This window comes from Paraburkholderia sp. 32 (genome assembly GCF_050435345.1).
Taxonomy (GTDB): Bacteria; Pseudomonadota; Gammaproteobacteria; order Burkholderiales; family Burkholderiaceae; genus Paraburkholderia; species Paraburkholderia tuberum.
In genome coordinates this window covers 1,309,417-1,334,047 of record NZ_JBNDKD010000002.1, presented here as the reverse complement: position 1 = coordinate 1,334,047, position 24,631 = coordinate 1,309,417, and the positions used below count along the sequence as shown (strand labels likewise).

The 24,631-nt window shown below is 62.5% G+C and carries 18 protein-coding genes; 1 reads left to right on the top strand and 17 read right to left on the bottom strand.

The annotated features are described in order from the left end of the window. Positions 1-15 precede the first annotated feature (15 nt). From OKW26_RS21455 to OKW26_RS21375, 17 genes are all read right to left on the bottom strand, one after another. Positions 16-2,439 (bottom strand): hypothetical protein, encoded by a 2,424-nt coding sequence (locus tag OKW26_RS21455; protein ID WP_429355092.1) that lies wholly within the window; start codon positions 2,437-2,439, stop codon positions 16-18. 12 nt (positions 2,440-2,451) lie between these two features. Then, on the bottom strand, positions 2,452-4,590 hold the full coding sequence (locus OKW26_RS21450; protein WP_429355091.1) for a hypothetical protein: 2,139 nt from the start codon (positions 4,588-4,590) through the stop codon (positions 2,452-2,454). Next, on the bottom strand, positions 4,587-6,578 hold the full coding sequence (locus tag OKW26_RS21445; protein ID WP_429355090.1) for a putative baseplate assembly protein: 1,992 nt from the start codon (positions 6,576-6,578) through the stop codon (positions 4,587-4,589). Before OKW26_RS21445 ends, OKW26_RS21450 begins: the two co-directional genes overlap by 4 nt. 3 nt (positions 6,579-6,581) lie before the next feature. Next, positions 6,582-7,004 carry a GPW/gp25 family protein gene (locus OKW26_RS21440; RefSeq protein WP_429355089.1) on the bottom strand — a complete coding sequence of 141 codons (423 nt, stop codon included), beginning with the start codon at positions 7,002-7,004 and terminating at the stop codon, positions 6,582-6,584. Continuing rightward, positions 6,998-7,768 carry a hypothetical protein gene (locus OKW26_RS21435; RefSeq protein WP_429355088.1) on the bottom strand — a complete coding sequence of 257 codons (771 nt, stop codon included), beginning with the start codon at positions 7,766-7,768 and terminating at the stop codon, positions 6,998-7,000. The genes OKW26_RS21440 and OKW26_RS21435 overlap by 7 nt, the downstream gene beginning before the upstream one ends. Before the next feature lie 10 nt (positions 7,769-7,778). Next, positions 7,779-8,318 (bottom strand): phage baseplate assembly protein V, encoded by a 540-nt coding sequence (locus OKW26_RS21430; RefSeq protein WP_429355087.1) that lies wholly within the window; start codon positions 8,316-8,318, stop codon positions 7,779-7,781. Further along, positions 8,315-9,514 (bottom strand): phage late control D family protein, encoded by a 1,200-nt coding sequence (locus OKW26_RS21425; protein WP_429355086.1) that lies wholly within the window; start codon positions 9,512-9,514, stop codon positions 8,315-8,317. The genes OKW26_RS21430 and OKW26_RS21425 overlap by 4 nt, the downstream gene beginning before the upstream one ends. A gap of 4 nt (positions 9,515-9,518) precedes the next feature. Beyond that, complete coding sequence (locus OKW26_RS21420; RefSeq protein WP_429355085.1) at positions 9,519-10,220, bottom strand: LysM peptidoglycan-binding domain-containing protein; 702 nt, start codon at positions 10,218-10,220, stop codon at positions 9,519-9,521. Position 10,221: 1 nt separating this feature from the next. After that, positions 10,222-10,428, bottom strand: a complete 207-nt coding sequence (locus OKW26_RS21415) for a hypothetical protein (RefSeq protein WP_429355084.1) — start codon at positions 10,426-10,428, stop codon at positions 10,222-10,224. A gap of 10 nt (positions 10,429-10,438) precedes the next feature. Continuing rightward, positions 10,439-11,032 carry a phage tail protein gene (locus tag OKW26_RS21410; RefSeq protein WP_429355083.1) on the bottom strand — a complete coding sequence of 198 codons (594 nt, stop codon included), beginning with the start codon at positions 11,030-11,032 and terminating at the stop codon, positions 10,439-10,441. Next, positions 11,032-13,032: a phage tail sheath family protein gene (locus OKW26_RS21405; RefSeq protein WP_429355082.1), complete on the bottom strand. Its 2,001-nt coding sequence runs from the start codon at positions 13,030-13,032 to the stop codon at positions 11,032-11,034. The genes OKW26_RS21410 and OKW26_RS21405 overlap by 1 nt, the downstream gene beginning before the upstream one ends. After that, positions 13,029-13,481: a phage tail protein gene (locus tag OKW26_RS21400; protein WP_429355081.1), complete on the bottom strand. Its 453-nt coding sequence runs from the start codon at positions 13,479-13,481 to the stop codon at positions 13,029-13,031. Before OKW26_RS21400 ends, OKW26_RS21405 begins: the two co-directional genes overlap by 4 nt. A 12-nt stretch (positions 13,482-13,493) precedes the next feature. Beyond that, the gene (locus OKW26_RS21395; RefSeq protein WP_429355080.1) at positions 13,494-16,925 is read right to left on the bottom strand and encodes a phage tail sheath subtilisin-like domain-containing protein; all 3,432 of its coding nucleotides are present in this window, start codon (positions 16,923-16,925) and stop codon (positions 13,494-13,496) included. A gap of 33 nt (positions 16,926-16,958) precedes the next feature. Then, positions 16,959-18,113 (bottom strand): hypothetical protein, encoded by a 1,155-nt coding sequence (locus OKW26_RS21390; RefSeq protein ID WP_429355079.1) that lies wholly within the window; start codon positions 18,111-18,113, stop codon positions 16,959-16,961. After that, positions 18,110-18,736, bottom strand: coding sequence for a DUF4255 domain-containing protein (locus tag OKW26_RS21385; protein ID WP_429355078.1), 627 nt, complete (start codon positions 18,734-18,736; stop codon positions 18,110-18,112). The genes OKW26_RS21390 and OKW26_RS21385 overlap by 4 nt, the downstream gene beginning before the upstream one ends. A 646-nt stretch (positions 18,737-19,382) precedes the next feature. Continuing rightward, positions 19,383-20,099 (bottom strand): LuxR C-terminal-related transcriptional regulator, encoded by a 717-nt coding sequence (locus tag OKW26_RS21380; RefSeq protein WP_429355077.1) that lies wholly within the window; start codon positions 20,097-20,099, stop codon positions 19,383-19,385. A gap of 525 nt (positions 20,100-20,624) precedes the next feature. Then, a complete protein-coding gene (locus OKW26_RS21375) occupies positions 20,625-21,752 on the bottom strand; it encodes a pepsin-like aspartic protease (protein WP_429355076.1) in 1,128 nt (375 codons plus the stop codon). Between the two features lie 1,400 nt (positions 21,753-23,152). Between OKW26_RS21375 and OKW26_RS21370 the strand changes: the two genes are divergently transcribed. Beyond that, positions 23,153-24,622, top strand: a complete 1,470-nt coding sequence (locus tag OKW26_RS21370; protein WP_429355075.1) for a tetratricopeptide repeat protein — start codon at positions 23,153-23,155, stop codon at positions 24,620-24,622. The last annotated feature ends 9 nt before the right edge of the window (positions 24,623-24,631 follow it).

Below are 24,631 nucleotides of genomic sequence, written 5' to 3'. Positions count from 1 at the left end.
GTCTCCTCTGTCGCTTCAGGATGAAAGTGTGAACCAGCTCTCGAACAGGCCGCCCGGGATTCCGTCCCCTGTCTTTGGTACGTTCGGCAGCCAGGGTGGCAGGTGATTCCCGTCCAGTCCAAGGTTGTTTTCGTCACGGATCAGATCGCCGTGGACCTGCACACGCAGCGTAGAGTTATTCGCTCTCTTCATGATTTCCCGAAGCCCGTTCACCTGGCTGTCGGTTAACGTCATGCCGACGGCATTGCAGGTTGACTGATTCGTCGTGCGATTTTTGGGCTCGATCTTGCAGAGCGTGTCAAGGTTCAACGCGGTGAGCGTCACTGCAAGTTGGCACCAGCAGGTCACCCGAAGTTGTTCGAGTTGCGTGCTCGTCTGGGGAACCAGAAGCATGATCGATTGATCATGCAGATCCGCCGTCTGGACTGGCGCGCTGAACGCGATGACAAGGCCGGGGGCGATCAGATCCTGTGGCGACAGCGAACCGTTATGCGGCCAACTCACGGCGCAAATGCCCGTCAGGTCGGTCCGTAAGCCGGACGGCCCTACGGGACCTTGAGGACCGACGGGACCTTGCGCTCCCGCGGGCCCCGCCGGTCCCGGCTGGCCTTGCGGGCCGGCCGGTCCCTGTGGCCCTGTGGTTCCCGTGGTCCCCGTGCCTCCTGCACCGGCGTGATCCATCATGCAGGCGAGCGCCTGGGTGATCGCCTGGGTCGAAGCGAGCACGGTGCGGGCGCTGTTGTCGATCCGTGCGATGCCGTTCGTGGCGTCCGTGGCGGGATCCGTCGGCGGATCCTGCACGTCCTCAAGTTTGCGGCCTACGGACCAGCCACGCACCAGCGCCAGCGTCAGGCAATCGGGCACGCCGCAAGCCGGGCACGCGTGTCCGCGCAATGCGTCACGGCAGTCGGCGCTGCCGATGTCCACCACGGCAACGCCGCCTGACTCGGCGACGGTGGGATCGCCACTGCATGGCACGAAGAGCCGACGCCCGGAATTCGTCAGCGCGGCGCGTCCAATGGTTGCTTCGAGCGGATATTCGGCGCTCACGGCGTTCGACGTTCCGCTCGCCAGCACAACAAGGTTCACCGCCTGCAAAGCTTTCGCACTGGCAACAATCGCCGTGCCTCCGCCGGAGTCGATGAGCGCAAACAGAGGCGCACTCGTGAGCGGCGCGCTTTGAACTTGCGCAGGATTGGCCGGGTCGACCAGATGAAGCGAATTGTTCGTGCGGTCGATGATCGCCAGCCGATCGGCACCGGAGCCTGTCGAAACGAGCGACACGCCGTCGGCCGAGATGCCGGCGATAGCAACGGGTGTTGCGTTCAGCGTCGCTTGCGTGAGGTCGACCTTGTCGACGGAAGCGGCTGCGGATTGGCCGAGCCATGCCGTATTGCCATCCGATGAGAAGGCGGCGGGACTGCGCGCCCCGCCGAGCGCGACGGTGGCCGACGGGGTCGAAGGGTCCGGCACGCCCGCCGGAAAGAGCCACAGATGACCGCTCGTGGTCGCCACCACCAGCAGGCGGCCATCGCTCGCGACGGTGAGCGCGATGCCTGGCTCCGCCGCCGCGCCGAGGGGTGCCTTGCGCGCAGGACCGGCAGCGATGCCTGTTCCGGCATCGGGCGTGAAGATCCATAGCTCGGGCGGGTCGGTGGGCGCGGCGGCATCTGGTGCGACGGCCGCATAGAGCGTGTGGCCATCGGGCGAGAGCGCGAGATCGAGCACCGCTCGACCGGTCGAGACGCTCGCCTCGGTCAGCAGATGCTGTGTGCCCACCTGATAGAGCGTTTCCGCCGGCGTTCCCGCAGCGACGAAAGCTCTTTGCCCGCTCTCGTCGAGCGCCACCGCGGTGGCGTGCGCAATGTCGATGCTTCGCGCACCCCACTCGAACCTCGCACCGTACGAATGGATGGGTGGCGCGTAGCCGGGAGGATGGACACGCACCTCGAGCGCATACGATTCGAGGATGCGGTTCGGCGCACATTGCAGGTCGTTGCAGCCGCATTCATCGTAGAGGACGGGGATTTCCTCGGTCGGGCATTCACGCCACGCAATGCAGAACTCCAGCACGTGCTCGTCCGTATCCTTCGCCTGGATCAGTGCCTTCACCTCCGGCGCGGACGTGAAATCCCAGGTCTCCTTTTCGGCGACGAGTATGTCGTGACCGCAGCAGTCGATCGCGGAGCCCGGTTCGACGATAACGAGATGGTCCTGGCAATTCGCGTTCGGATGCTCGCTGATCTTCAACCCGCAGACGATGCCGGTGCCATGCAGGCGCTGGTGATGCAAGCGGATCTTCTCGCGAAAAAACCACTGCTCATCCGAGAAATCGCGTTCGACCAACAGCTTGCCGGTGAAGTAGTGGTTCCGGGCGAGCGCACGGGGCTTGCATTCCTCGCAACCGCAGGAAGCGTACGCCTGGTGATTCGTGGTCATCGTGTTCTCCCCTCATGCGGCACGCGTTGCGTTGCGAAGCCGGCTCTCGCCGACGCGCGGCCCAGGGTCGGAGTTGGCGGCACGGCCCAGAACGGTGGCGCGGCCGAGACGGGCGCTGTCGAGCAGCGTGGCCTCCGGCCAGCAGCCGACCACGCTGTCGAAACCGATGCTGGCCTGAATGCCGATGCGCATCCTTGGCAGTACGAACCGCAGTTGCGCCTGCGACCATGCGGGCTTTTGCTGATCGATGAACCGCTGCACCGATGCCTTGGCTGCCGTGCTGCGGGCAAGCGCCCCCGGCACGAATACGGTGAACGCATAGGCCTCGGCGTTGAACGGGTCCGTGACGGCGGCGCGCGACGTGTCCAGCCGTGTCGCACCGAGTTGCGCCGTGTTGCCGAGCTGGCTGCGTCCCATGATCGTCTCGCCCCACAGCACGGCGGCGTCGCCGAGACGTCCAGCGCCGAGGAATAACCAACGGCGAATCTTCCAGTGTTCGAGGATCAGCGGCGGCGGGCGCCACAGCGGCGGCGGCGGGGCGCAGCGCGGCGCGCATGGCGCCGGGCGGCGCGCAAGCTTCAGCGAATCGAGTCCAAGGTAAAGAAGCAGCGCGCTTCGTATGCCCGGCAAAGTGCCGCCGCAGGGATAGAGTTTCGCTGCCTGCATCAGATATTGCCGGCGCCTGGGCGTCGGCCAGGTACGGTCGAATGTGACGCCGATCCAGCCGGCAAGCCAGCTCAGCATATCCGGCGCGCCGGCCGCTTTGGGCTCGGCGGGGGCCGAGCGCGGATCGAACAGGTCGGCCTGTCGATCGATCTGCGACTCGATCGAGCGGAAACCGCGATCGAATATCGCGAGCAGCCGGTCGGTGAAGTCCGCGGAAACAGCATCGGGGGCGAAGGCGGCGGGCAGATAGCGGCGCAGGCTGATGCGCGGATATTCGATCTTGAGTTCATCGAGGCGTGGCGTTGCCTGCTGGTTGCCCGCGAGCGTCGCACGGAGGCAGAGGAAACGGCCCGGCCCGCTCAGGATCAAGGCCTCCCGTGGATGACCCGTGCCGGACGGAACCGTGCTCCATGCCGTCTGCGGCAGCGCCGCGATCAGGTCGATCGGCTGCTCGACTTCCGAGGTGTAGGTTTGCAGCGAGAGCGAGGTCCCTCGCGGCAACCGGATTTCCGGCACGATGCGATGCCACTGGCAGCGCCCGATGCGGCTGTCGAGCGCCGTCGACAGCCAGACGCCGGAGGCCGCAAACGCGGGCGATGCCGTGGGGATGAGCGCGGCCGGCTTGCCGGTGGCGTCGAACCATCCCGCTCCCGGGCAGCGGCCGCTGAGATTGATATCGCCTGCTGCGTTGCTGATGAAACCCGGAATGGGCGCGAAGCAGTCGCGCACCTCGTCGACCTCACGGGCTTGCGCGATCTCTTCACCTTTGTCGTTGGAGATGCGCACGGCGGTGTCGCCGCTGACGTAGGTATAAATGCGGCCGAAGCGGTCCACCGCCATCGCCGTGACGGCCCCAAATCCTGGCCATCCTACGCGCCACATTCCACCGCGGTCGAACACATGGATTGCGCCGTTCGCGACGTCGGCGACGAAGGTCCGTCCGTCCGGCGCGACGGCCACCGCCGACGGACGCCACGGCTGAGCGAGCGCGCCCAGCGGCGGCAGCCACACGCTGCGCAAGGCAAAGCCATGGCTCGTGAACACGAGCACGCGTCCGGGGGCCGCGCCGGCGCCGGCGTCCAGCAGCAGGATGTCGCTTCCGCGTAGCGCAATCGCGACGGGCGCGAGCAGTTGCCGGGCGCCGTGTCCCAAGCCGGCCGTGCAGCGGATGTCGACGAACGAGCAGGTGCAATCGTCGAAGCGGCGTAGCGTTCCGTGTGCGACATCCAGCAGCCATACAGTGCCATCCGACGCCAGTGCGACATTGGGCGGTGGCGTCAGACCGCCAAAGCGGCCGGACGGGTCCGTGAGCGCCGAGGGACCACCCGGGACGCTGCGTAGCACGAGCGCGCAATCCACCGGCGAGACATCGACGTCGCTCCAGGGCGTGGCCAGGGGCCAGCCATCCCGTCCGCGCAGGATCATCCAGGTCGGGTCGTCTGGCGGACCCGGCGGAGGATTGCGAAACGGTGCGGTGTTGGTCATGCCATCGCTCCCATTGCAGTCGCATCCGTGGTGACGGTCGCAACGACGGATTGCACCGACAACAGCGCGCCTGCCGGTACGGCCACATCGGTGCAGGCGGGCGCCAGTGCGCCGTTCAGCGTGATCGCGAGGTCCGCGACGCGGATCACGTCGGCAACCTGCGCGGCGACGCGAAGCACATCGACGAAGTAAATCGTTCCGCCGAACGGCCAGCCAGTGCCGGGCGTCGCCGCGTCCACCGATCCACCCGCAAGCGGATCGAGATACGCGCTCAGCGCGGACTCCACGGCCTGCTCGACGGCGGCCGTGTCGGCGTCCGGCTGGGCCAGCAGCTGCAGCGTGATCGACACGGGCACATAGGTCGGCGCGATGACGTACAACTCGGTGGCAATCAGGCGGCGCTGATCGAGATACGCGCAGACGGTGCGAAGCAGGCCTGGGCTTGGCATCGGCGCGGGCGACACGACGTCTGGCACGACGACGACGCTGACAACCCCGGGCACCTGCATGCCCGGAAAGTCGGGATGATAGAGCGGCAACGCCTTTGCGCGGGCGATGGGGCCGGCCTGCCGCGCCAGCATTTCGTAGTCTTCCAGCGTCACGGCACGGTCCTGGCTCTTCAACGCCTCCGGCGCGCGATTCATCGCGCTCTGCAAGGTCTCCTCGTCGCTGCCGCCGTATGCGTCGAAGGGTATGCCGATGTTGCCGGCGTCGATGCCGGAAATGCTGGTCATCAACGTCAACGTGGCGCCTGCCTGCAGATTGGTGTTCGCGCCGCCGCCGAACTGGTAGCTGACGGCGACGATGCTGCCGGACGGATCATTGAGATTGGCGACGGGAATGTGGCCCTGCACGCCGTCCCCGAGGGTGATCGTGCCCGTGGTCGGGTCCAGCAGATAGACGTTGTCGTTCGGGCCGCTGGCGGAGAAGTCGTCGACCTGTGTCCACGGTTCGGGACCGCTGCCTTCGTCGATCTGCAGATCGAGCGTTCCATCGAGTACTGGCGTGCTGGACAGCGTGAAGGTCTGATTGGGCGTCCCGTCGCTCCCGCCGACGACTTCGCCCTGCACGGTTTGCGCCGCGATGGCGGCAACGGCATTCGCGCTCACGAGAGACAAGGCCGGTGCCGATTCGTAAAAGGTCTCGACGAGGCGTGCCCGCAGCCATGCGCGGGGTGCGTCGACCTTGCCTGGCATCGTCGATAGTACGATCTGCCCGGCCGGGGGCAACATCACCTGCACGAAGCCTGGGAGCGTGAAAGCGACGGTGGTGTCCGACAGTACCTTCAGCGATTGCCAGGCGGTGCCCGCCCAGAATTCCCATCCGATCCGCGCGGGCGCATAGACGGGCGAAGCGTCGCCGCCGCAGGGCGACGGCGACGGTACACCGCGACTCGTGGACGGCCAGATGGCGAAGGACACCGCGACCCCTGCGGGCAACGGCTGCTTCGGATTGAAGCCGAGCAGCAAGGCCGAGCCCGCAGCGGCGAACGGACCGAACGGCTGGAAGCCGTCGGCGGATGTGACGTTGTCTGCCGTCACGTCCGAGTAGTAAGTGCCGTCGAACGCGAGCACGGCATCGAGCGGCGCCTGCAGCGCTGTGATGGCGGCCTGCGTCTCGAAGACGATGGGCGACCCGCCGCTGGGCGCCGCCGCGCTCACCTGCGTTCCCATCGACACGGGCACGCTCGTTTGTGCGAAGCCGCTTTGCATCGGAAACACCAGCACGGTCTGTGCAGGCTTGGCGGGGGTCAGCTCGATACCGATCAATTGAAGAAACTTGATGTAGTTGAGCTGCGGCATCTGGCCGAGCCGGTAGATCATCAGCTCGGTCATCCATGCGAACAGTTCGACCAGCGCGAAGCCGGCATCGCCGGCGTTGAAATCGGTCCATTCCTGCGTGTAGCGCGGAATGCGCGTTTGCGCCTCGGCGACGATGTCGTCGAACGTGCGGTTGTCGATCACCGGCAGTTGCGCAGAGAGCGGCATGGTTCAGCTTCCTTCCGTGATGAAGAACGGATAAACCACGTTCGCCAACGCATTATTGGCGCGAATCTGGTAGTCGATGCGCAACAGCAGCAGGTTGCTCTCGCCGGCCGGGATTTCGCCGGACACGTCCAACACGTCGATCCGCGGTTCTTGCGCAACGAGCGCGCCGCGAAGCTCGTCGACGATCTGGCCGATGCTTTGCGGCGAAGCGGGCGAGAACACGAGGTCGTGGATGCCGCAGCCGTATTCCGGCCGCATCACGCGCTCATTGTTCGCGGTCGACACGATGAGCCAGACCGATTGCTCGATTTTCGCGTTGTCGGATGCGGTGGCGAGCGCCCCCTGCGGGGTCACGGCAAGCGGAAAGGCGAGGCCGATTCCGCGAAACGCACGCGGGTTGGGCGCGCTCGGCAGCTGGATCAGCATGGCAGCGCCTGCGCAACTTGCTTGATCACCGTTGCGGCGGTCCCGAGGTCGTCGAGGAGCGTCTGCATTGCCTGCAGATCGCTGGCGGGGACGGCTGAAGGGATCGTGACGTCGAGGTTGATGTTGCCGATCTCCATGAATGGCGAAGCGAGCGAGAGCAGCACCATGACGGGCTGAAGGGACTGCATCGCGCCTTCGGCCGAGGTCGTGGCGTTCTGCTGCGCGCATTGCAACGCTGCGAGCAGGTCGCGGTTGCCGGATGCTTCGGCGATGGAAATCTGCAGCTGCAGGCCGCCCAAAATTTTCAGGAGGCTTTCCAGTTCCTTGACCACACACAGCAGCATGGTCGAGATCAGCAGCAGGAGATCCTTGACGAAGGTGCAGATCGGAAGGCCGGGGATCGCGATGTTCAGACACTGCAGCAGGTCTTCCGCCGCTTTCGTGATCTGGGATACAGCCGTCAGGAGCTGGGTCGGGGATGTGAGGTTCTTGAGTATATTGACCACGACCCCGATGAACTTGAGAACGCGCAGCAGGCATTCCATGCTTCCCATCAGCGGCGCGAGTTGCAGCATCAGGCTGAAATTCATCGAGCAGTCGGTGGGGATGCCGCGCGTGAAGTCGGCCATACCCTGGATGGTTTCGCCCATCGGCAAGGTCACGTTCGGCATCGCGCTGAGGGTCGGCAACGACAGGTCGATGCACTCCGGCGGCGAGAGCGCCTGGGTCAGCTCATCAGGAAGAACGATGTCGATCGTAGCCATGTGCAGTGCCTCAGATCGGATTGTTCGACGGGGTGACGGGACGGATCCACGGCGGCACACCGTCGACCGGACGGCCGGTGAGGACAATGTTGTCGGCTTCGATCATCAGCGTCGACTGTGCGGTCACGCGCATCACACCGTTGGTCATGACGATGCGATTGCCATGCGCATCCTCGATGATGACCGCGCCCAGGTTGCCGCCATTCGGAGTCGAATCGACGAAGCGGATCTTGTGCCCGTTCGTCGAGCAGATCATGCGCTGGCGCGGGTCCGGCGACGGCGGCGCGGCGACGCCGTTCCACATCGCGCCCAGCACATACGCATGTTCGAAATGTCCGTGCTCGAAAGCGACCACGACCTCGTCGCCGATTTCCGGCATGAAGTACAGGCCCCGGCCGTTCCCCGCGTAAGGCGCGACCATCGAGGCCCAGGTGCTTTGCAGCGTGTCGTCGAGCCAGGGAAAAGACACCTGGACGCGGCCCTGATTCTGCCCATCCTTCACGTTGACCACCTTGCCGATCACGATGCCCTGCATACGGTTTTGCGTCATGGTGAGCCTCCTGCGGCACCGAGATCTTCGCGGCGGCAGTCGAATTCGGTGACATAGCCGCTCTCGCCCAACGTATGTGTCGTCTTCGTCACGAAGTAAGTGCCGGACAGCCGCGCGCCGATTCCCTGAATGTTGACGAGCGTCCCCGCCCTGAGCTTCGGCAGGCCGACTGTTTTGCCGTGCGCCGTCACGATTTCTTTCGACCGTTCGAGCATGATCGCGAGCGCGCGCTGTTTGGCCTCGGCTGCGGTGAAGACGGGCAAGTCGACCTTCTGCTCCTGCCGGTCCGGCACGAGGCTTAGCAGGCCGCTGTTCAGTTTCTTGACCTGCGGATCGTTCTGGCTGACTGTCACGACGATCGGCTTCTGGGTCTGCCGGTCCCAGCCGCGCACGGTCACGGATTTCCATTGATTGGCGGTCGCAAGCGACGGCTTGAACGACATCAGCCCCTTGCCCCATTCGAGCAGGTAATTGGTGGGCGTCGAACTCTGGCTCGGGCCAAAGGAGAGCTCCTGCGCATCTTCGTCGGCCTCGAGCGTATAGCCCTGGCCATGCGCAAGCTGAAGCAGGAAATCGACGTCGTACTGATTGTCCTGTGCAACATAGTCGATCGGCGATTCCGCTTTCGCAGCCTGATCGTTCGTGACGACCCTCCATGGGGGCGGCAGCCTTGGCTGGCCGCCGTTGCGCAACGTGTTGAAATTGAGCGCGATGGCGCTGGGTGTCTGGTTGGTCCACGAGGTCGTGAACTGCTTCGAGCGCAGCCCCTTCAGAATGTTGAAGCCGCGCACGGTCAGCACGGGCGGTCCGCTCTCGGGAAAGTTCGGCTCCATGGTCGTGAAGCCCGCGCGCACCATGCTTTGAAAATGGCCCGAGTAGCCGAGTGCGAGTTCCGCGCTTTTGCCGCCAGGATCGAACAGCGTGAAAAACTGTGTCGATTTCGTGCCGCCGCTCAGTTGCGCCGCCGTCTCCGAGCCGATGTATTTGCAACAACGCGCCGAGTCGTCCCAGTTGTTGACGGTCAGCTCGAATCCATCGATCTCGTTGATGTCGTCGTGATAGGTGACCTCCATGACGTCGCGCAGTACGCCCTTGGGCAAGCCGACACCATCGATCCTGAGCTCGAAACCGGGCGCATAGAAATTCCCGTTCGTCGAAATGACGCTTTCGTCATAGAGGCTCATGAAGGCACGCATGGGCTCAACTCGCGGGCAATGAAGGGATGGTCAGTTCCGTGCCGGGTTTGAGGCGGCGCGGATCGTCGATACCGTTGGCCAGAGCAATCGGCCGCCAGTTGGTCGGATCGAAATAGAAGTTCGACGCGACGAGCGCGAGCGTGTCGCCGCGAGCGAGAACGTAGCTGTGGGTCTTGTTCGGTGACGCGAGATTCAGCGCCTCGAGCTGGTCCTTCAACGACGTATATTCCCGCAGCGACAGCGAGATCTTCGCCCGCACGGGCACGCCGCCGCTGCTCCACAGCGTGAAGGTCTGCCGGATGTTGGTCACCACGCCCTTGAAGCTGGTCCGGCGCTGGTTGCCTAGCGCGGGCGGCAATTCGTTGCCGGGGAAATCTTCGCCCCAGCCGAACGTGACGATAGGCGGCGCGTGCTGATCGGGGACGATGCGCGACAGCGCGTAGATCGTGTCCGTCAATGTCGCCACGCTGACGGCGGTCGCGCCCATGCCCTGATCTGAGGTATCGAAGAAGAGTTCGAGCTTCAGCGTTTCCGCCTCGCCGCGTACGAACTGCTGCAGGGGCGCGGTCAGTCCCGGAATGGCGATCTCGGCAAGATGGACGTTCTTCTCGAGAACGATCTCAGTCGGGTTGTACTGGAGCGCCACGGTGTCCCGTCTGCCCGGTCCCCAGTCGATCTTCAGAGAGGCTTGGCCGGCACTGGGCATGTCACCACCCCGCCTGTCCGTTGTCTGCGGGCGCGTCGCCGATCCGAGCGTCGTCGCGCCTGCGTCGTTCGCGATCGCGTCGTTCGTCGGTCCCCGCCAGCACCGCCTGCACGAGGTGACGCACGAGTTTCGGGTCGAGCAACGAAGCGCTGTCCACGGTGCGCACCGTAGCGACGATTTCTTCGACGATGACGTCTGTGACGGGCATGACCGAGCTCCTAGAGGAGTGAGCCGAGCGCCGCGGCCGCGCCCACGATTGCAATGCCGAGCGAGCCGCCCGTCACCAACGTCAGCCCCTCATGCGCGATTTCGAGCTGCTCGATGACGACCTGACTTTGCTGCGCGTTCAGCGACGCGCCCGTCCATTTGATCGGCAGGCCGCGCCGCCAGCTCCACGCGAGGGCGGGCGCGCCCGACTCGTCCATCAGCGTGATGACCCCGTCCTTGCGGACACACTGGCCATCGAGAAACTGTTGCAGCCAGGTCCAGACGTCGGAGGTATCGGAGATCGGCCGTTGCGCGACCATGCCGCGCTTGAACACGAGGTTCGACCACTTGACGCGGCCGGGAAATCGGAGCGTGCCGCCGTTGACGCCGCCGGCGTCGTAGTTTTCGACATCCATGCTCGCTTCCAGACCGGATATCTCCGAGAATCCGGCGGTTGCCTGCGCACCCGTAAGACTGACCGAGATTCCGGCGAGCGCGCTGCTGGCGGCCGGCTGGCTGTCGGAGATCGACACCTGGAAATTGAATCCGAGCAAAGGGTCGGTGCGTTGCGGATCGAATCCGAACAGTTGCGAAAGGTCTGGCATCAGCCGCCCCCAGCGGTGACTACGCCGCGTTCCTGAATGTCGAGGGAATCGTCGCTCAGGCCCAGGCGCAGCAGGACGAACTCGAACGGCGTCGACGGCGCGAGCGCGATATGCGCGATGAGCTGCCCAGCCGACTGCGTCATCGGTGTGTTGTTGGTGTCGTCGCAAATGATCGCGAAAGCAGCGGCCGCGGTGGGCCCGACGAGCGCCCCCTGCGTATACAGCTGTTGGAGGAAGTGGCCGATTCCCGAGGAGATCGTCGAGCGTGTTTGCGGAGTGTTCGGCTCGAACACCACCCAGCGCATCGACCGTTGCAGCGCAGTGCGGATCATGCAGAGCAGGCGGCGAACGTTGATGAACCGGAAAGTCGGATCCGATGAGACGGTTCGCGCACCCATCACGCGCAAGGGCCTTCCCATGTCGCTGCGAATGACATTGACGCCGAGCGTATTCAGCACGCCGTGGGTCGATAAATCGACGGGAACGGTGACGTCCTGCGCCCACGCGAGAGCGGCGTTGGCGGGCGCTTTGTGCACGCCGATCGCGATATCCGTGGACGCGAAAAGACCGGCCACGTGCCCGGAAGGCGGCAACGCACGCGTCGGTGCCAGCCGCAACGGGTCGGGCGCGGCGAGCCACGGGAAGTACAGGCCGCCGTATTCGCTGTCGAAGTTGTCGCGCCAGGCCTGTATCGGCGCGACACCGACGCTCGCGTCCGAGGCGGCATCCCATGGCGGATCGAGCAACGCGACGCGATCGCCTAGCGCTTCGCATTGAGCAAGCATCGCGGCCTGCACGGCGAGAATCGCCGAATCGGGAAAGAGGGGTGGCAGCTCTTCGGGAACGATCGGCACGACGGGGATGGCGCGCGCCGGTACCGGGGGGCATAGCGGGCAAGGGTCGACGGACACCGGCTGCCGGATGAACACCGGGGGTTCCACTGGACGGATCAGAATATCGGGCGCAGCCAGCATCGCCACGTCGCAGGCACAGGCGAGGGCGGCGAGGCCGCGCGGCGCCGGTTCGCCTGTCAGGTCGACTGGACCATCAGGCGAGCCGCCGATGAAATCGTCTTGCGTCAGCACGGCGACGCCGTCACGTCCCCCGTCGAGTGGGATGACGGCACCGGAGACGACCGAGAGCGGAGACGGCACATCGCTCGCTCCGATTGCGGGGGGAATCATCGTCACCAGCGGCAACGCGCCTGGCGGCGTGTCGAACTTCGAATAGTCGATCGGCGCGAGCAGGACGCCAGCGTAGGTCTGTGCCTCCGGCACCAGCGACAGTCCCTGATTCAGCGTCGTGACGCTGCCGAGGCGATACACCAAGAGGTCATAAGTGAGACTTTCCGCGAGCAGCGGCACGCCGGGATCGAAACCCGTCACCGGATATTGGCGCAGGCCTCGTTGGGCGGGATCGGGATCGAGCCAGTACAGACGCTTGAGCGCCGCATCGACGCCCGCCAGCACGCGAATCTGCGCCGGCGCGCCGGCTTGAGTCAGCCGCACCAGTGACTGGGCAGCGAAACCCGACGTCGACGCGACGGCGGCAAAGCTCGGCAGCGAGCGGGTCTGATCCACGAGTACCTGTCCGGGGGTGCGCTCGACCAGCGCGACGCTGACTCCATTGCCCCACGCACCGGGGCTCGAAGCGGCGACGATCCACGGCTCGCCTCCCCCCAGCACGGATACCTCGGATGCGGCTGCCGCCGTTCCTTGCCCGGGATCGTCGGAAGCGACGCGTACGACGCGCGCGCGCCGGCCGCCGTTTTCGAAAAAGGCCCGTAAGCTATAGGCGAGGAAGCCCCCGCCGATATATCCGCCGAACACCGCCTGGAACTGCCGCATGTTCTCGATCGCGACCGCCACGCCGAGCGGACCGCGCTCGGCGATCCCGACGAAGCCGGCGATATCCGTGCGCAGCGCGACCTCGGTGGGCGGCCGATCGTTGCGTTGCAGATAAGCGCCAGGCGCGGCTGGATGTTGGATCGACAGAGTCATTTCGCCAGCTTGATCGTGAGGCTTTCCACCACGAGTTCGGCGGTTTCTATGGCGACCTCGTTGCCGGCCGCCTTGAAGTCCGTACCATGGATCTTGTTGAGGATCCCGCCCGTGAAGTGAAAAAAGATCACGTCCTTCTGGGTTTCGTCGCGCAGGACGATGCTGCCGCTGCGGCGTGCATTGGTTGCGCCCGTCGCCACAGCCGAGTACCAGTCCCACAGCGTGGTGTCCTTCGTGTATCCGCGCTTGAGCGTGATGACGCTATATTTGCGCAGCCCGACCAGCTTGCGCACGCTGTTCGCCGTATCTTTGCCTTCGCGGTAGTCGACTGAGTCGCCGTCGGCCGTCAGTCCACTCACTTCGCTAAACGAAGCGACGTTCGTATTGTCGATCTCGATGCGGAAGTTGAAGCTGCGAAAGGGATCGGTTCTCACCGCTGTCTGTGCCATGTCGCGCTCCTGTTACTGGCTGCTGGTGGCAACCGTCAATGCGATCTGGATGATCACGAATTCCGCGGGCTTGGCGGGCGCCACGCCGACCAGAGCGATCAGTCGTCCGGCATCTATATCGTCCGGCGTCATGGTCGTCTGATCGCAACGCACGAAATACGAGGTCTCCGGCGTCGCGCCGGCAAAGGCGCCCGATGTAAATACGGTGTACAGGAAGTTGTCGATCAGCCGCTCCATCGTCGCCCACAGTTGCGGCGTATTCGGCTCGAACACCACGTCCTGCAGTCCGACGATCAGCGATTGTTCGATGAAGATCAGCAGGCGCCGCACGGGCACGTATTTGTAGTTGTCGTCCGACGTGATGACGCGCGCGCCCCACACACGGATGCCACGTCCCTGCGGGCGGAAGTCGCGAATCGCGTTGATATTGAAAGGCGCAGGATTGAGCACATCCTGATCTCCCGCGGTCACGGTGCGCGTGAGTCCGGTAATGCCTTGCACGACCTCGTTGGCTGGCGCCTTGAAGACTCCGCGCGCAACATCGACCCGTGCATAGATGCCGACTACGTATCCGGACGGCGGCAACGGGAAATCCGGCACCACGGACAGATTGCTCGGCATCGGGGACGGGATCGTCAGCCACGGATAATAGATCGCCGCGTATTTGGTATCGAACGCCTGGCGCTGCGCCTGAATGTCGGCGATTGCCGCATCCGGATATTGCGGATCGAGCACGGCGAAGATCGATGCCAACGTCTCGCAGAAATCGATCAGCTTCGCCTGGATCGCGGGAGAGCCCTGGCCGGGAATGGCAACGAGGCTGACCTGTGGCGCGTTCCTGATCGCATAGATGCCGGTGCGATCCGCAGGCTCGACGGCGTCGGCGCCGATGTACATGCTGTCGTCCACGGTCGCGAGCGAGTCGTCGCCGCCAATGTCCAGCTTGTGTTGCGCGGGCTTGATCAATCCGTTCGGCAGCACATCGACCAGCGGCTCCGGTCCCAGACGTGGCGACCACAGCTGCGCCTGGGTGGTCGCGGTATCCTGGACGCGGATCAGGGAGGACGAGCCTTCCGGCCGGCGATCAGACAGCCGCAATGGGCCATCGATAGCGCCGATCACCGACTGGAAATACAGGGCGCTGCGAGAGTCCATCGACAGATTGCGAAACGTCTCAGTCAGGATCACCTGGCTATTTCTCGACGGCACGGCCGGATCGGGATGACGATACAGGTAGACCGTCAAGCGGAATTCGCGCGACCGTATCGTGATCTGCGAGCCAGGCGCGTTGATCGCCGTCTGTTGCAGGCCGCTCAGCGCAGTATCGAGCGTGATCGTCGTCGTCGCGAGATTGACGGACGCCACTTTCAGCGGCGCGGACGCATCGACCTGCGTGCCGTCGGGATTGAGCAGTTCCAGATAGGAACCCGGCTGAATGCCGGTGAGCGATGAGAGCTTCAGTTGCGTTGGCCCGATCAGTGCCGCCACCTGTGTGCTCGACACCAGACCGGGTGATTCGTCCTGCACGGCCAACGCAACACGGCGGCCCCACGCGCCCCTGTCCAGCGCCTGTACCTCGATCAATGGGCTGCGCGACACGACAGGCGAACCTGCCTGATGCGTGCGCTGCAAGGGCGGGGCGACGGTGATTGCGCTGAGTTTCTGTGGGGCCGTCGTAGAACCGACCGTGTTGTAGACGATGGTGCCGTCGGACAGCGTGATCTGGACCGTATCCCCCCCGTTCCAGCCAGCCGACCACGTGGTATAGGCGACACTGCTGCCTGCCGGGGTGTCAAGCAGGAGTTGGGTCGCGCGATTGGTGCCCGGGCCAGGCGGCAACGCTGCCGGTTGTACGGTAAACGAAACGAGTGCCACGGATGCGTTCTTGATGTAGCCATTCGCCAGCGGCGCCTCCAACGCGACGGGACCGGGGTCGGCGCCCACGGCGCGGGTGCCTTGCACCGCTGCCACCACCGCATATTCCTGTGCTGGCGCGGTGCCTATCAACAGCACACTGCCCGAGTCAATGCCGACCCTGCCGGTCAGCGACAGCAACGTTGAGGCGGACAGCGCGGCGCCGCTCAGCGTCGAGACGATCGTGACGGGATCGCCGGAGTTATGCGGCGTCTTGGTTGCGCTCGTCAACGTGACGTTGCCCCCATCGAGACCGGGTACATGCGGCAGGACCACATTCTGGACCGTGACGGTCTCCTGCGATCCGCTCGGACCGATCGACAGGGTGCTGCCGGCGTAGATGCCGACACGGCTGGTCAGCGCTAACGTAAGCGTGCCTGGATTGGTCGCGGGCGTGGCGCTCAGTGAGTTGGCGACGGCCTGGACCTGCGCAAGCTGGGTCATGGGCGGCAGGTCGATCGTGGACGGCTGCACGAATTCGAGCTTCGTCAGCAGGCCGATGGTGCGCACCTCGCGGTTGGCGGGGGTGGTTGGCTCGATGTCGATGAAGTCGCCGTATGTCAGTCCCGCGCCCGTGGCGTAGACAATCAGGTCGCCGCCAGAGGCCGCGACGTCGAGTTGATTGGCGGGCGCGGGGGTTGTGTTAGGTGTCAGGGCCGTCACAGACGTGGCGCCCGTAGCGGAGGAAAACGATAGTGTCAGCGGCTGTGTCAGCGTGATCGTGAAAGTCGTGGGTCCCGTCTGCGTGACGCCGGTCGGGGCCGGAACGACCACAACGGCAACGCCGTTCGCAGCGAACTCCAGCAAACTCGCCGAGAGGATGGCAACCGTTGCGGTGCTGCTCAGCAAAATGACGGTGTCTCCCGCAGCGGCATCGCCTGCCAGCGAATAAGAAGCGCCGCTCGCTTCGACCGCGCGCGGGTAGATCAGGAAATTCGCGCCCGCGGCGTGGCTTAGCTGAAGCGGCAAATCGAGCGGGTAGGCATCCCCGAGAGCACTGACGCCCGTTACTTGCAGATATTCGCTGTCGCTTCCGCTACCTACGCGGATGAAGGAAGGCGTCCCGGCGACGCTCTTCGGCGGGGTAGGGTCGAGCATGATTAGCGCGCCCGTCGCAGCGCTATTGCCGGTGCCGTCGCCCACGGCTGCGTTGCGAACCAGGATGCTGTCGTTCGGAGAAATGCCGCTGCGGTCGTAGAGCGATTCAAATGCGGCGGTGGCCTCGTCGGGCAGTACGCGGATCACGTAGGCCAGCTGTCCCTGGTTGTTGAAGAAACCCGCCACCGAATAAGGCAGATAGCAATGAAAACGCTTGGGATCGACGGGATCCGCAAACTCGTCGGGCACCATCAGGCCGCCGAAAGCGCGCGTGTAGTCGCCCTGACTCGAGCAAAGAATCGGCACATTGACCGGGCCGCGCTCGGCCATGCCGATGAACGCAGCGATCGACGTGCTGACGCCCAGGATCGGCGCCGGCCCTTCGAGTTCCTGGATGTACACGCCAGGCGACAGGTAGTTTGTGTCAGACATCGTAGCGCTCCGGCTGACGAGAAGAGGTGCGCATCATGGGAAGACAAAATCGACCGTCAGGTTGCCGACGCCCAGCGGCAGCATGACGTTGCACACGAGATCGACGGGTTCGGCAGCGTGGTGCACGTTTAGCTCGAGTTGTGCAACCCGATGCACGGGCGGTAGCGTCATGTAGCCGTTGGCATCGCTGTCACTGTTCATCAGGCTTGCGACGTGATATTCGGCGGCCGAACCGGAACCCGTGATCACGATGGGCATGCTGGCGGCCGACATACCGATCATCGTCGAGGGCAGCAGCGTCGTGTCACCGACCTTGGCCGCTATCGATAAAACATTGGCTGCGCCCGTCGCGCCGGGAAGCATCGGTTGCACGGTCGCGCCTGCCGCGTGTTGGCGTGTCAGCGCGAAGGCCAGCGTGATCACCGAAGGGAAAGTGGGACCCGCGCCCAGAGCGGCAATCGCCGTCACTTCGAGATATTCCGCACGGGCGGCATCTTCCGGATCGATTGCGATGATGCTGCCGATCGTGAGACCGACCTGATTGGAGAGGCGTACCGTCGTATCACCGATATTCGCGGGCTGCAAAAGCTGCTTGGTCTGGGATGGTGGCGCTGGCGTCAGCGGCTGCGCCGCGAACGTAGCGGCCGTGCCGCGATCGGCATAGAGGGGCGACGCGAGTGTGATCAGATTCGGCGCCGTGGCTGGATTGACCAAATCCGCCAATGTCAGCCAGATGCCCACGACGCTGACGGCTGCGCCCGCACGAACGACGCCCGTGCGCGACACGGTGCGGCCGCTGATTGTGACCGGCTCGCGATGCAAGGCGAACGTTCCGAGGTCGATCGGCGTGAAAGTGTCGGGATAGCCCGCTTCGGCCCCCATCGTCGCGTTGAAAGTCACAGGCAGGAACCCCGCGCCAGACAGCGTAAGTTGCAACGGCGCGCCGGTGATGAATCCAGGCAGAAACGCATGCAATGGCTGACCGACGAGTCCAGCGAGATCTCCGCTCGCTCGAGCTTGCAAACCGGGAGTGGGGGTGCTGGCCATCGGAGTGACTCGCGGTGGCTGTCCGGTGACTTCATCGCTTATCGACAGCCATAACATCGCTTGAAGCCAACTGGCGGCTGGCGGTGCAGGTTCAGCAGCGAGCCGCCAGCCAGACACGGTATCCAGCACCGGGAGGGTCATGGCTGCGCTCCCGGTGCGCCAATCGCGACTTGCGGCATCACGACCTTGACGGTAGGCGCAGAGATTGGATGAAGCGCCGACCCGATTACCACTACAGCAACTTCATATGAGATCGAAAGCTGGTACGAGCGCTCCAGTCCCTCCCAGATGCGGCTCGTCTCGTCGAGTCCCAGCGTTTCCAGACGAACCGCGAGTTCGATGGCCGTGCCCTCGTACGAGCCAGCGAGGTCCGAGCCGGAGATGAGCGGCTCGTCGTGGAAGGTCTGGAGCACGCTGCCGATAATCAGTTGTTCGGCTTCCGGCGCAGGCATCTTCGCGTTGCCGGTAATGATGGGCGTCATCAGATAATGCGCGCGCACAGGAAGCGGCTGGCGTCGGACAAGGTTCGTCGGGATGCGGCGCGGCGGCTCGTTGAGTAACTGTTCGTCGCGGATCAGACGATAGAGCCACATGGAAAGACCTGTGTCGCCTGCCGTCTCCATGCCGTCGGGCGTCGCCAACGATATGATCGCCGTGCCGCCCATCATCGGATCGAACATCTGTGCGAGACCCGGATCGGCGCGAAAGCGTCGCTGTAACACGGATTGCAGTGTCAGGCTGGCCGCACGGATGTGAGTAAACATTCAGCGCTCTCGTCCAGAATATCAAGGAATCGAAAACAGCCAGACTTTAATTGGCAACGCTCAGCCAGTGAGTTTTTGTCGTTCCAATTCCGCAATACAGTCAGTATCGCAGGGATCTGCAGGCGCGAATCGCGCGGAAAGGATCTAACGAAGGTTCAGAGCAAGTGATGGATCCTGGATGGGGATTCGCTTCCTTGAGAAGCGGTCGTCATCTTGCACAAGCCATTGCGGTAAGTTCACGCGCGGTGGAACCAGCGCGTGCGCAAAAGAATTGCGGCGTCCCGCGCTTCCACGAGTTGAACCGGCGCCGCCGTGGTGAATGCATAGTGTCTTCCTGTGGCAGAACCGCGTACCACGATCGCGCTGGTCACGACGGATCGAACGGCCACCGTCCCACCTGATTGAACCGGCGATGCTGGTGACCGTTCCTTCGGAACGGTTGTGGCGATTTGACGCGCGCGCTGCGGTGGAGCGGCATGCAAAGTCGAATGTTTCCGGCCACAGCAGCTCATTTCTGCTACCTCCTGCCGACTATCGGCTTCGTGAAGTACAGGCGGCCAAGCGGTTTGACCTGTGCAGCCGTCCTTACAGATGGCAACGGAAACCGCCTGATCCGGAAGCAGGATCTAGAAAGCGATCTAGTTCTTCACATACCGGGGAGGGCAGATCCATCATGCTTCGGGCGCACTTGGCGCGCACGAGCGGCAGCTTGGTCGCGCCGCGCGACCTGCAGCTTTTCAAGAATGTTGTGCACATGATTCTTCACCGTGGAAACCTCGATACTGAGGTGGCGAGCGATTTCCTTGTTGGACTTGCCCTCATCGATGAAGCCAACGATTTCGCGCTCTCGAACAGTGAGCTTTTCGGAATCTGGTTCTGCTTTCGGTACCCGAGTCAGCGCCGCGAGATGTCGGAATAAAGCCGCCGCGACGCGTGGCGAGCACAGAAGTTCACCCCGTCCCGTGTGCTCGATCGCATCGAACAGATCCTGGGTCGAGGCCTCGCACGGGACAAAGCTCGTGACGCCGGCCCGCGCGTAGGCCAGCACGTCATGATCCTGCACACGCGCAGCGAAGCCAAGAATTTGCAAGCCATGCACCGCGTCGGCGAGGCGGCGTGCGGCCAGCAACCCATCTTCGGTACCTACGTCGAGCAAAATCAGGGTCGGCTCGAAATGGCTCAGCGCCAGCAGGGCGGCCTCCGCATTCGCGACGGCCAGGACGCTGCGAACGCTCAGCCGCCGCTCAAGAATGGACGATAACTCGTCGCGCAACAGGCGAACGGGGCTCACGATCAGGATTCGCCCCGCGCCTTCTCCAGACGCTTCGGGCAACCCACGATACTGCTCAGAGGCTGTTGTCATTTGGCTACTCCCCATGCACACCACGAGTCATCGTCCGCTTGCTTTCGTTGACAGATACTGCTCGGACTGACTCTGGTGACGCTCGTCCGGAGAGGAAGTCCGAGTTACGTTCCTCTTGCCGGGTCGAGTTTTATCGGCAGCTGTACAGGATGCCTAACTAAGGTTCAGGTTTATCTTTCCTGACCGATTAACGGTCGAGAGTGAATGAAACCTTTGGCAAGCACGGCTGAAATTGGCTGGCCATCAGTTGCATCACTCGAAGCGTGCCGAAATAGGGCTTTATTTGCTGCGCAAGCCGGCTGAATGCCGTGCCGCATTACCTTGAACAAGACGGATAGATATAGGCTAGGCTAGACCAGATCACGTACATTTCAAGCACATTTTTTACCCAACTCATCTTTTATGAAAGGTGCATATGTGCGCAGCCGTCGTCATGGCGGCGCGGTCGCTGTTGCCTCGTCGTTAATACAATGATCGATACAGCGCATGCGTGATGGCACGCGCTTGGTCCATCAGCTATTTGAGCTATTTGGCTTCAGCAAATTTGATTACGCCCAGTCCGGCTGTGCCGTCAAAAATCGTGAAGTAACCATTCATGAGAGGCAGACCTAGAATTGCGCCACCGTCCTGCCGAACCGGCGATATGGCTGCCATCGCCTGTCCCACAGCTGGTGCGTCAATTTGCCAATAAATCTGTGGAGGCAACGAGAGCGTTACATTCTGGCCGCCACTGATTCCCTGGAGCGTGAACGAAATGGGCGGCCACTGCGAGAGGTCGAGACTCGTCACGGAAACTGGCTGACCACTCATCGATGTCTTGAGCAACTCCTGCTGATTGACCTGAAGTCGAGAAAGGATTCCATTGATGATCGTCGGGCCGAGCACAAGCGTATTTGTGCCGCTATCGACGATCGAGTTGGATGGCATACCCGGTTGGGGGCGTGCCGAAATAGGGAATTGTTCGGTTCCGACACCTACCGACAATAAATTGGTGCTATACCACGCGTCCGCGAGGACGGCAGCAATCTGGAAGTCGCCGCTGTAGAGATCGGTCGCTTCTTCTCCTCCACCAAGTATCAGTACTCCCTGGTTCAGAGGATCGTTATCTGGATCGACGCCTGCCTTGCAAAACGAGCGACGCGTAAGAAAGGCCATCTTTTCCTGAAGCACTCCCTCATTGGCCAACTGCATCAGGCATGGAATAACCGAAGATCGCGTACCGTGCTCAACCTGAGATTTCGAATATTTCTTTGGCCAGGTGCTTTCGGGTAGCGAGTAGGCATCATCGAGCGCCTGATAGGCGAGCCCCAAAATTCCGTCCGCCTCGCGGAACATGTTGGCCGACTCCTGGTAAGTCACTGCAACGGCGACGCTCGACCCCGTCACATTGCCGATCTTGACCGTGTCTTTAAGAACCGATCCCAACCAGTTGCTTCCGTCGCCGTACGCATCGAACTGAGCGAGGTTGGTCGCCGTCGTTCCATTGCCCAGTTGTGGAGAATACTTGTCGCCGTTGACGGCAAGAGCGCTGCTCCCCGTGTCGAGGATCACATTCAGTGTCCTGGCCGCACTGCCAGTGCCTACAGTTATGGCTCCCGTATAGTCGCCGTCCATGTTGATGTTTGTGATGGGAATCCGAACCGACTGTGACATTGCTGTTCTCCGCGTTAATCGGAAAAAACTAATCCCGACTCTTTCCGGGAATAAGGTCTTTACCTCGATGGGCGAGCAAACGCGTCTACGTGTTCTTCCGAATTGAAAATTAAATCATGCTGACCAGCAAGAACCGCTTTGCGCTGCGATGAACGAGCTCCGCCGCCTTGCATGGCAACCGCCATACGTTTCGGACGATGTTTCTGCCGTTCGTGACTCCTTCAATACAACAGCTGAGATCAGAGTATTGGCCAGAATGAAGGCAAATCGCTTGATACTACCGTGCCTATGGGGCGCCTCACCTGCACGATAAGGTGCATGACCAGACACATGGAATCAACGATGGCCACAGTGAGACTTGGCTGCCGCCGCCTGAGAATAACCAGGTGATGAGAGGAGGACGACCGTCGTGCGGTCGGCTGTTCCCCAATCTGGCGGCGAGAGATCTCGGACGAGGGCCGAATTGATGAGTAAGGAAACGCAGCACCAGGCGATCGATCTTCGCTCGGTGTCGGCAGACACGTGCGGAAGGATGGCACGAAAATCTGCGCAGCTGTGACTTCGTGAGTCGGCCGCACGTTAAAGTGGTACGGCAAAGCTAGTGTAGTCAACGATATTCGCCGGTGCATGGCGAATATCCGACAAAACGAAGGCGAATTCCGAAACCCGGGAGCCAGTGATGCCACTATCGTTGGTCGCGCATAACTCCGAAGCCTCTCCGACTGGCTAGCTCGCAATGGCGGATGATGCTCGCGAAGCGACGCAAAATCCCCTTGGAATCGACGTGCGCTTTCCTATACTTCGCGACATTCCCGAAGAAAAAACTTCAAAAATCAAATCCGGGTCGCCCGGCGTTTGCCTCACCGGGAACTCGAAATCGGCGCTTCATGGATCGCCGCGGTCGGGGTAAAACCCTCCGCATCGCTCGATGCTCGTCCTGTCAGGGCAAAAAAGGGTACCGACGCGATCGATCGCCCACGGAAAACGGAGGACCGCGAACCGGCAGTTGGCAGCACTCAATCGACGCGAGTATGCACTTTCGACGACACCTGTCCTCCGGCGAACAAAGATGGTCAGTGGATAGATCAGCGAGTGGGAGAGCAGGGGACAGTTGAATGCAAGAACGTTAATAAACGTTCTAGATCGAAGCCCACCTTCGCATCACGCACTTTAGATGTGCGATGAGAAAAGATAAGAGGACTGTCGAGGATAGCGGTCCATCAGCTGCGTAAGTTTTGACACGCGATTATCAAGGTGTGGGACTCTGGCTGGCTCAATTCGATCGACAGTGATTTCGAGTCACCTTGTGGATGCCATAGGGTCTGAGTTTTCACCGGAATCGCTGCGCGAAAGCACGGGCGACTGCTTGAGTCGGATCACGCGAATTGAAGGGTGCAGGGATGAAACTTCCAGAGGTTTTCCAACGGGGGGGCCGGTTCATCGCGAAGGCTGGCAGTATCTTCAAACGCGCCGTGCAGTCCAGCTATCTCGGCCTAGGCTACCTGGAGAAAGGATTCATTGCGATTGGTGTTATCGGAGCGGTAGGCGTTGGCCTGGTCTATGCGAGCTCTGGATTGCGCTCGATCACGATAGTTGAGCCGATCGCAACGCCGAGCGATCTTGCCGAAAGGGGGTTCACCGCGTCCACGAGTCAAAGCAGGTTTAGCGAAGACATGCTTTCAATGATCAATTCCGCGTCTTCTGTCATGCCCACGGAGATCCACGAGACGCTTGAGGAAGAAGGAACCAAGGATCTGCATCTAGAGGTTCCGGGAACGGGAATGTCGGTGCAGGACGTGGCGAGCGCGATCAAGGACATTTTGCGGCGTGACGGTCGCATTACCGCGGAAATCGTCCGGGACGGAAACGCGCTGCGGATTTTCGGACGGGTTTTTCGCCCCGGCGGCGAAGTCTATCTATTTGATGCTTACAGTGAGAGCGGTGACGTCGATGAGGTAATTTCCCGAGGAGCGAGGGCGGCGATGCAGATCTACAGTCCCTACATACTCGCTTCGGCGGTGTTCGGCCAAGCGCAAAAAGAGTGCGATGAAGGGACATCCTGTCAATACACGGATGCCGCAAACGAGTTTGACATGGTTCTGAAAGGCGGATCGCCCAAAGACCAGGAAAAGCTTGCTGCATGGGCACGTCTCGGCCTGTCGAAAATTGCGGAAAACAACCTCGATTACCTGACAGAGATCGAGCATGCGCGGCGGGCGGCGGTGCTACGTCGAAAGTTCTATTGGGCTTACTACAATTGGGGTATCGCTCTTGAGAACATGGGCTGTGATAATGAAGCTCTCGAAAAATATCGGCGCGTGACAGTCCAGCGAGATCGTTTCGCCGCGGGACACAATGCGCTCGGACGCGAATACCTCAAATACGCAAACCGCGAATACATACCGACAGATTCATCGTTGCGACTAAACACTCGGCCGGCCGAGTTGGCCCAGCGCGAGTTCGAAACGGCGATTCGATACGACCCTCGCTACGCGGAGGCGTATGTCAATTTGGGCGAAGCGCTGGAACTGGAGGGAAAACATACGGAAGCGCTGGATGAATTGCGCAGGGCAATCGCGCTGGATGGGGAATTTTCGAGCAAGGCCTTCAAACAGATCGCGAAGATCGAGACTGAACTCAAAGAACCGGAAAGGGCTGCAAGCGCGATGGCAGAGGCCATGATCAGCGAAAAGCGCCATCCCCAATGCCGCGGCGATCTGGAATCGCTCGACGCCGCTGCCTGGCATAGCTGCCTCGCTGATCTGTCCACGGATGAACTACCGAAATTCGGACGGCACGCGGCAAATTGGCCAACGGCGCACTTTGAAGCTGCGGATTGCAGGAAGTACGCAATCGAGAACTGGCCCTGAGTCAGCGAG

What these genes read in the sequence shown, in the direction of transcription:
- OKW26_RS21455 (WP_429355092.1), bottom strand. Translation starts at nt 2,439, where the DNA reads ATGACCACGAATCACCAGGCGTACGCTTCCTGCGGTTGCGAGGAATGC.
- OKW26_RS21450 (WP_429355091.1), bottom strand. Translation starts at nt 4,590, where the DNA reads ATGACCAACACCGCACCGTTTCGCAATCCTCCGCCGGGTCCGCCAGAC.
- OKW26_RS21445 (WP_429355090.1), bottom strand. Translation starts at nt 6,578, where the DNA reads ATGCCGCTCTCTGCGCAACTGCCGGTGATCGACAACCGCACGTTCGAC.
- OKW26_RS21440 (WP_429355089.1), bottom strand. Translation starts at nt 7,004, where the DNA reads ATGCTGATCCAGCTGCCGAGCGCGCCCAACCCGCGTGCGTTTCGCGGA.
- OKW26_RS21435 (WP_429355088.1), bottom strand. Translation starts at nt 7,768, where the DNA reads ATGGCTACGATCGACATCGTTCTTCCTGATGAGCTGACCCAGGCGCTC.
- OKW26_RS21430 (WP_429355087.1), bottom strand. Translation starts at nt 8,318, where the DNA reads ATGACGCAAAACCGTATGCAGGGCATCGTGATCGGCAAGGTGGTCAAC.
- OKW26_RS21425 (WP_429355086.1), bottom strand. Translation starts at nt 9,514, where the DNA reads ATGCGTGCCTTCATGAGCCTCTATGACGAAAGCGTCATTTCGACGAAC.
- OKW26_RS21420 (WP_429355085.1), bottom strand. Translation starts at nt 10,220, where the DNA reads ATGCCCAGTGCCGGCCAAGCCTCTCTGAAGATCGACTGGGGACCGGGC.
- OKW26_RS21415 (WP_429355084.1), bottom strand. Translation starts at nt 10,428, where the DNA reads ATGCCCGTCACAGACGTCATCGTCGAAGAAATCGTCGCTACGGTGCGC.
- OKW26_RS21410 (WP_429355083.1), bottom strand. Translation starts at nt 11,032, where the DNA reads ATGCCAGACCTTTCGCAACTGTTCGGATTCGATCCGCAACGCACCGAC.
- OKW26_RS21405 (WP_429355082.1), bottom strand. Translation starts at nt 13,032, where the DNA reads ATGACTCTGTCGATCCAACATCCAGCCGCGCCTGGCGCTTATCTGCAA.
- OKW26_RS21400 (WP_429355081.1), bottom strand. Translation starts at nt 13,481, where the DNA reads ATGGCACAGACAGCGGTGAGAACCGATCCCTTTCGCAGCTTCAACTTC.
- OKW26_RS21395 (WP_429355080.1), bottom strand. Translation starts at nt 16,925, where the DNA reads ATGTCTGACACAAACTACCTGTCGCCTGGCGTGTACATCCAGGAACTC.
- OKW26_RS21390 (WP_429355079.1), bottom strand. Translation starts at nt 18,113, where the DNA reads ATGACCCTCCCGGTGCTGGATACCGTGTCTGGCTGGCGGCTCGCTGCT.
- OKW26_RS21385 (WP_429355078.1), bottom strand. Translation starts at nt 18,736, where the DNA reads ATGTTTACTCACATCCGTGCGGCCAGCCTGACACTGCAATCCGTGTTA.
- OKW26_RS21380 (WP_429355077.1), bottom strand. Translation starts at nt 20,099, where the DNA reads ATGACAACAGCCTCTGAGCAGTATCGTGGGTTGCCCGAAGCGTCTGGA.
- OKW26_RS21375 (WP_429355076.1), bottom strand. Translation starts at nt 21,752, where the DNA reads ATGTCACAGTCGGTTCGGATTCCCATCACAAACATCAACATGGACGGC.
- OKW26_RS21370 (WP_429355075.1), top strand. Translation starts at nt 23,153, where the DNA reads ATGAAACTTCCAGAGGTTTTCCAACGGGGGGGCCGGTTCATCGCGAAG.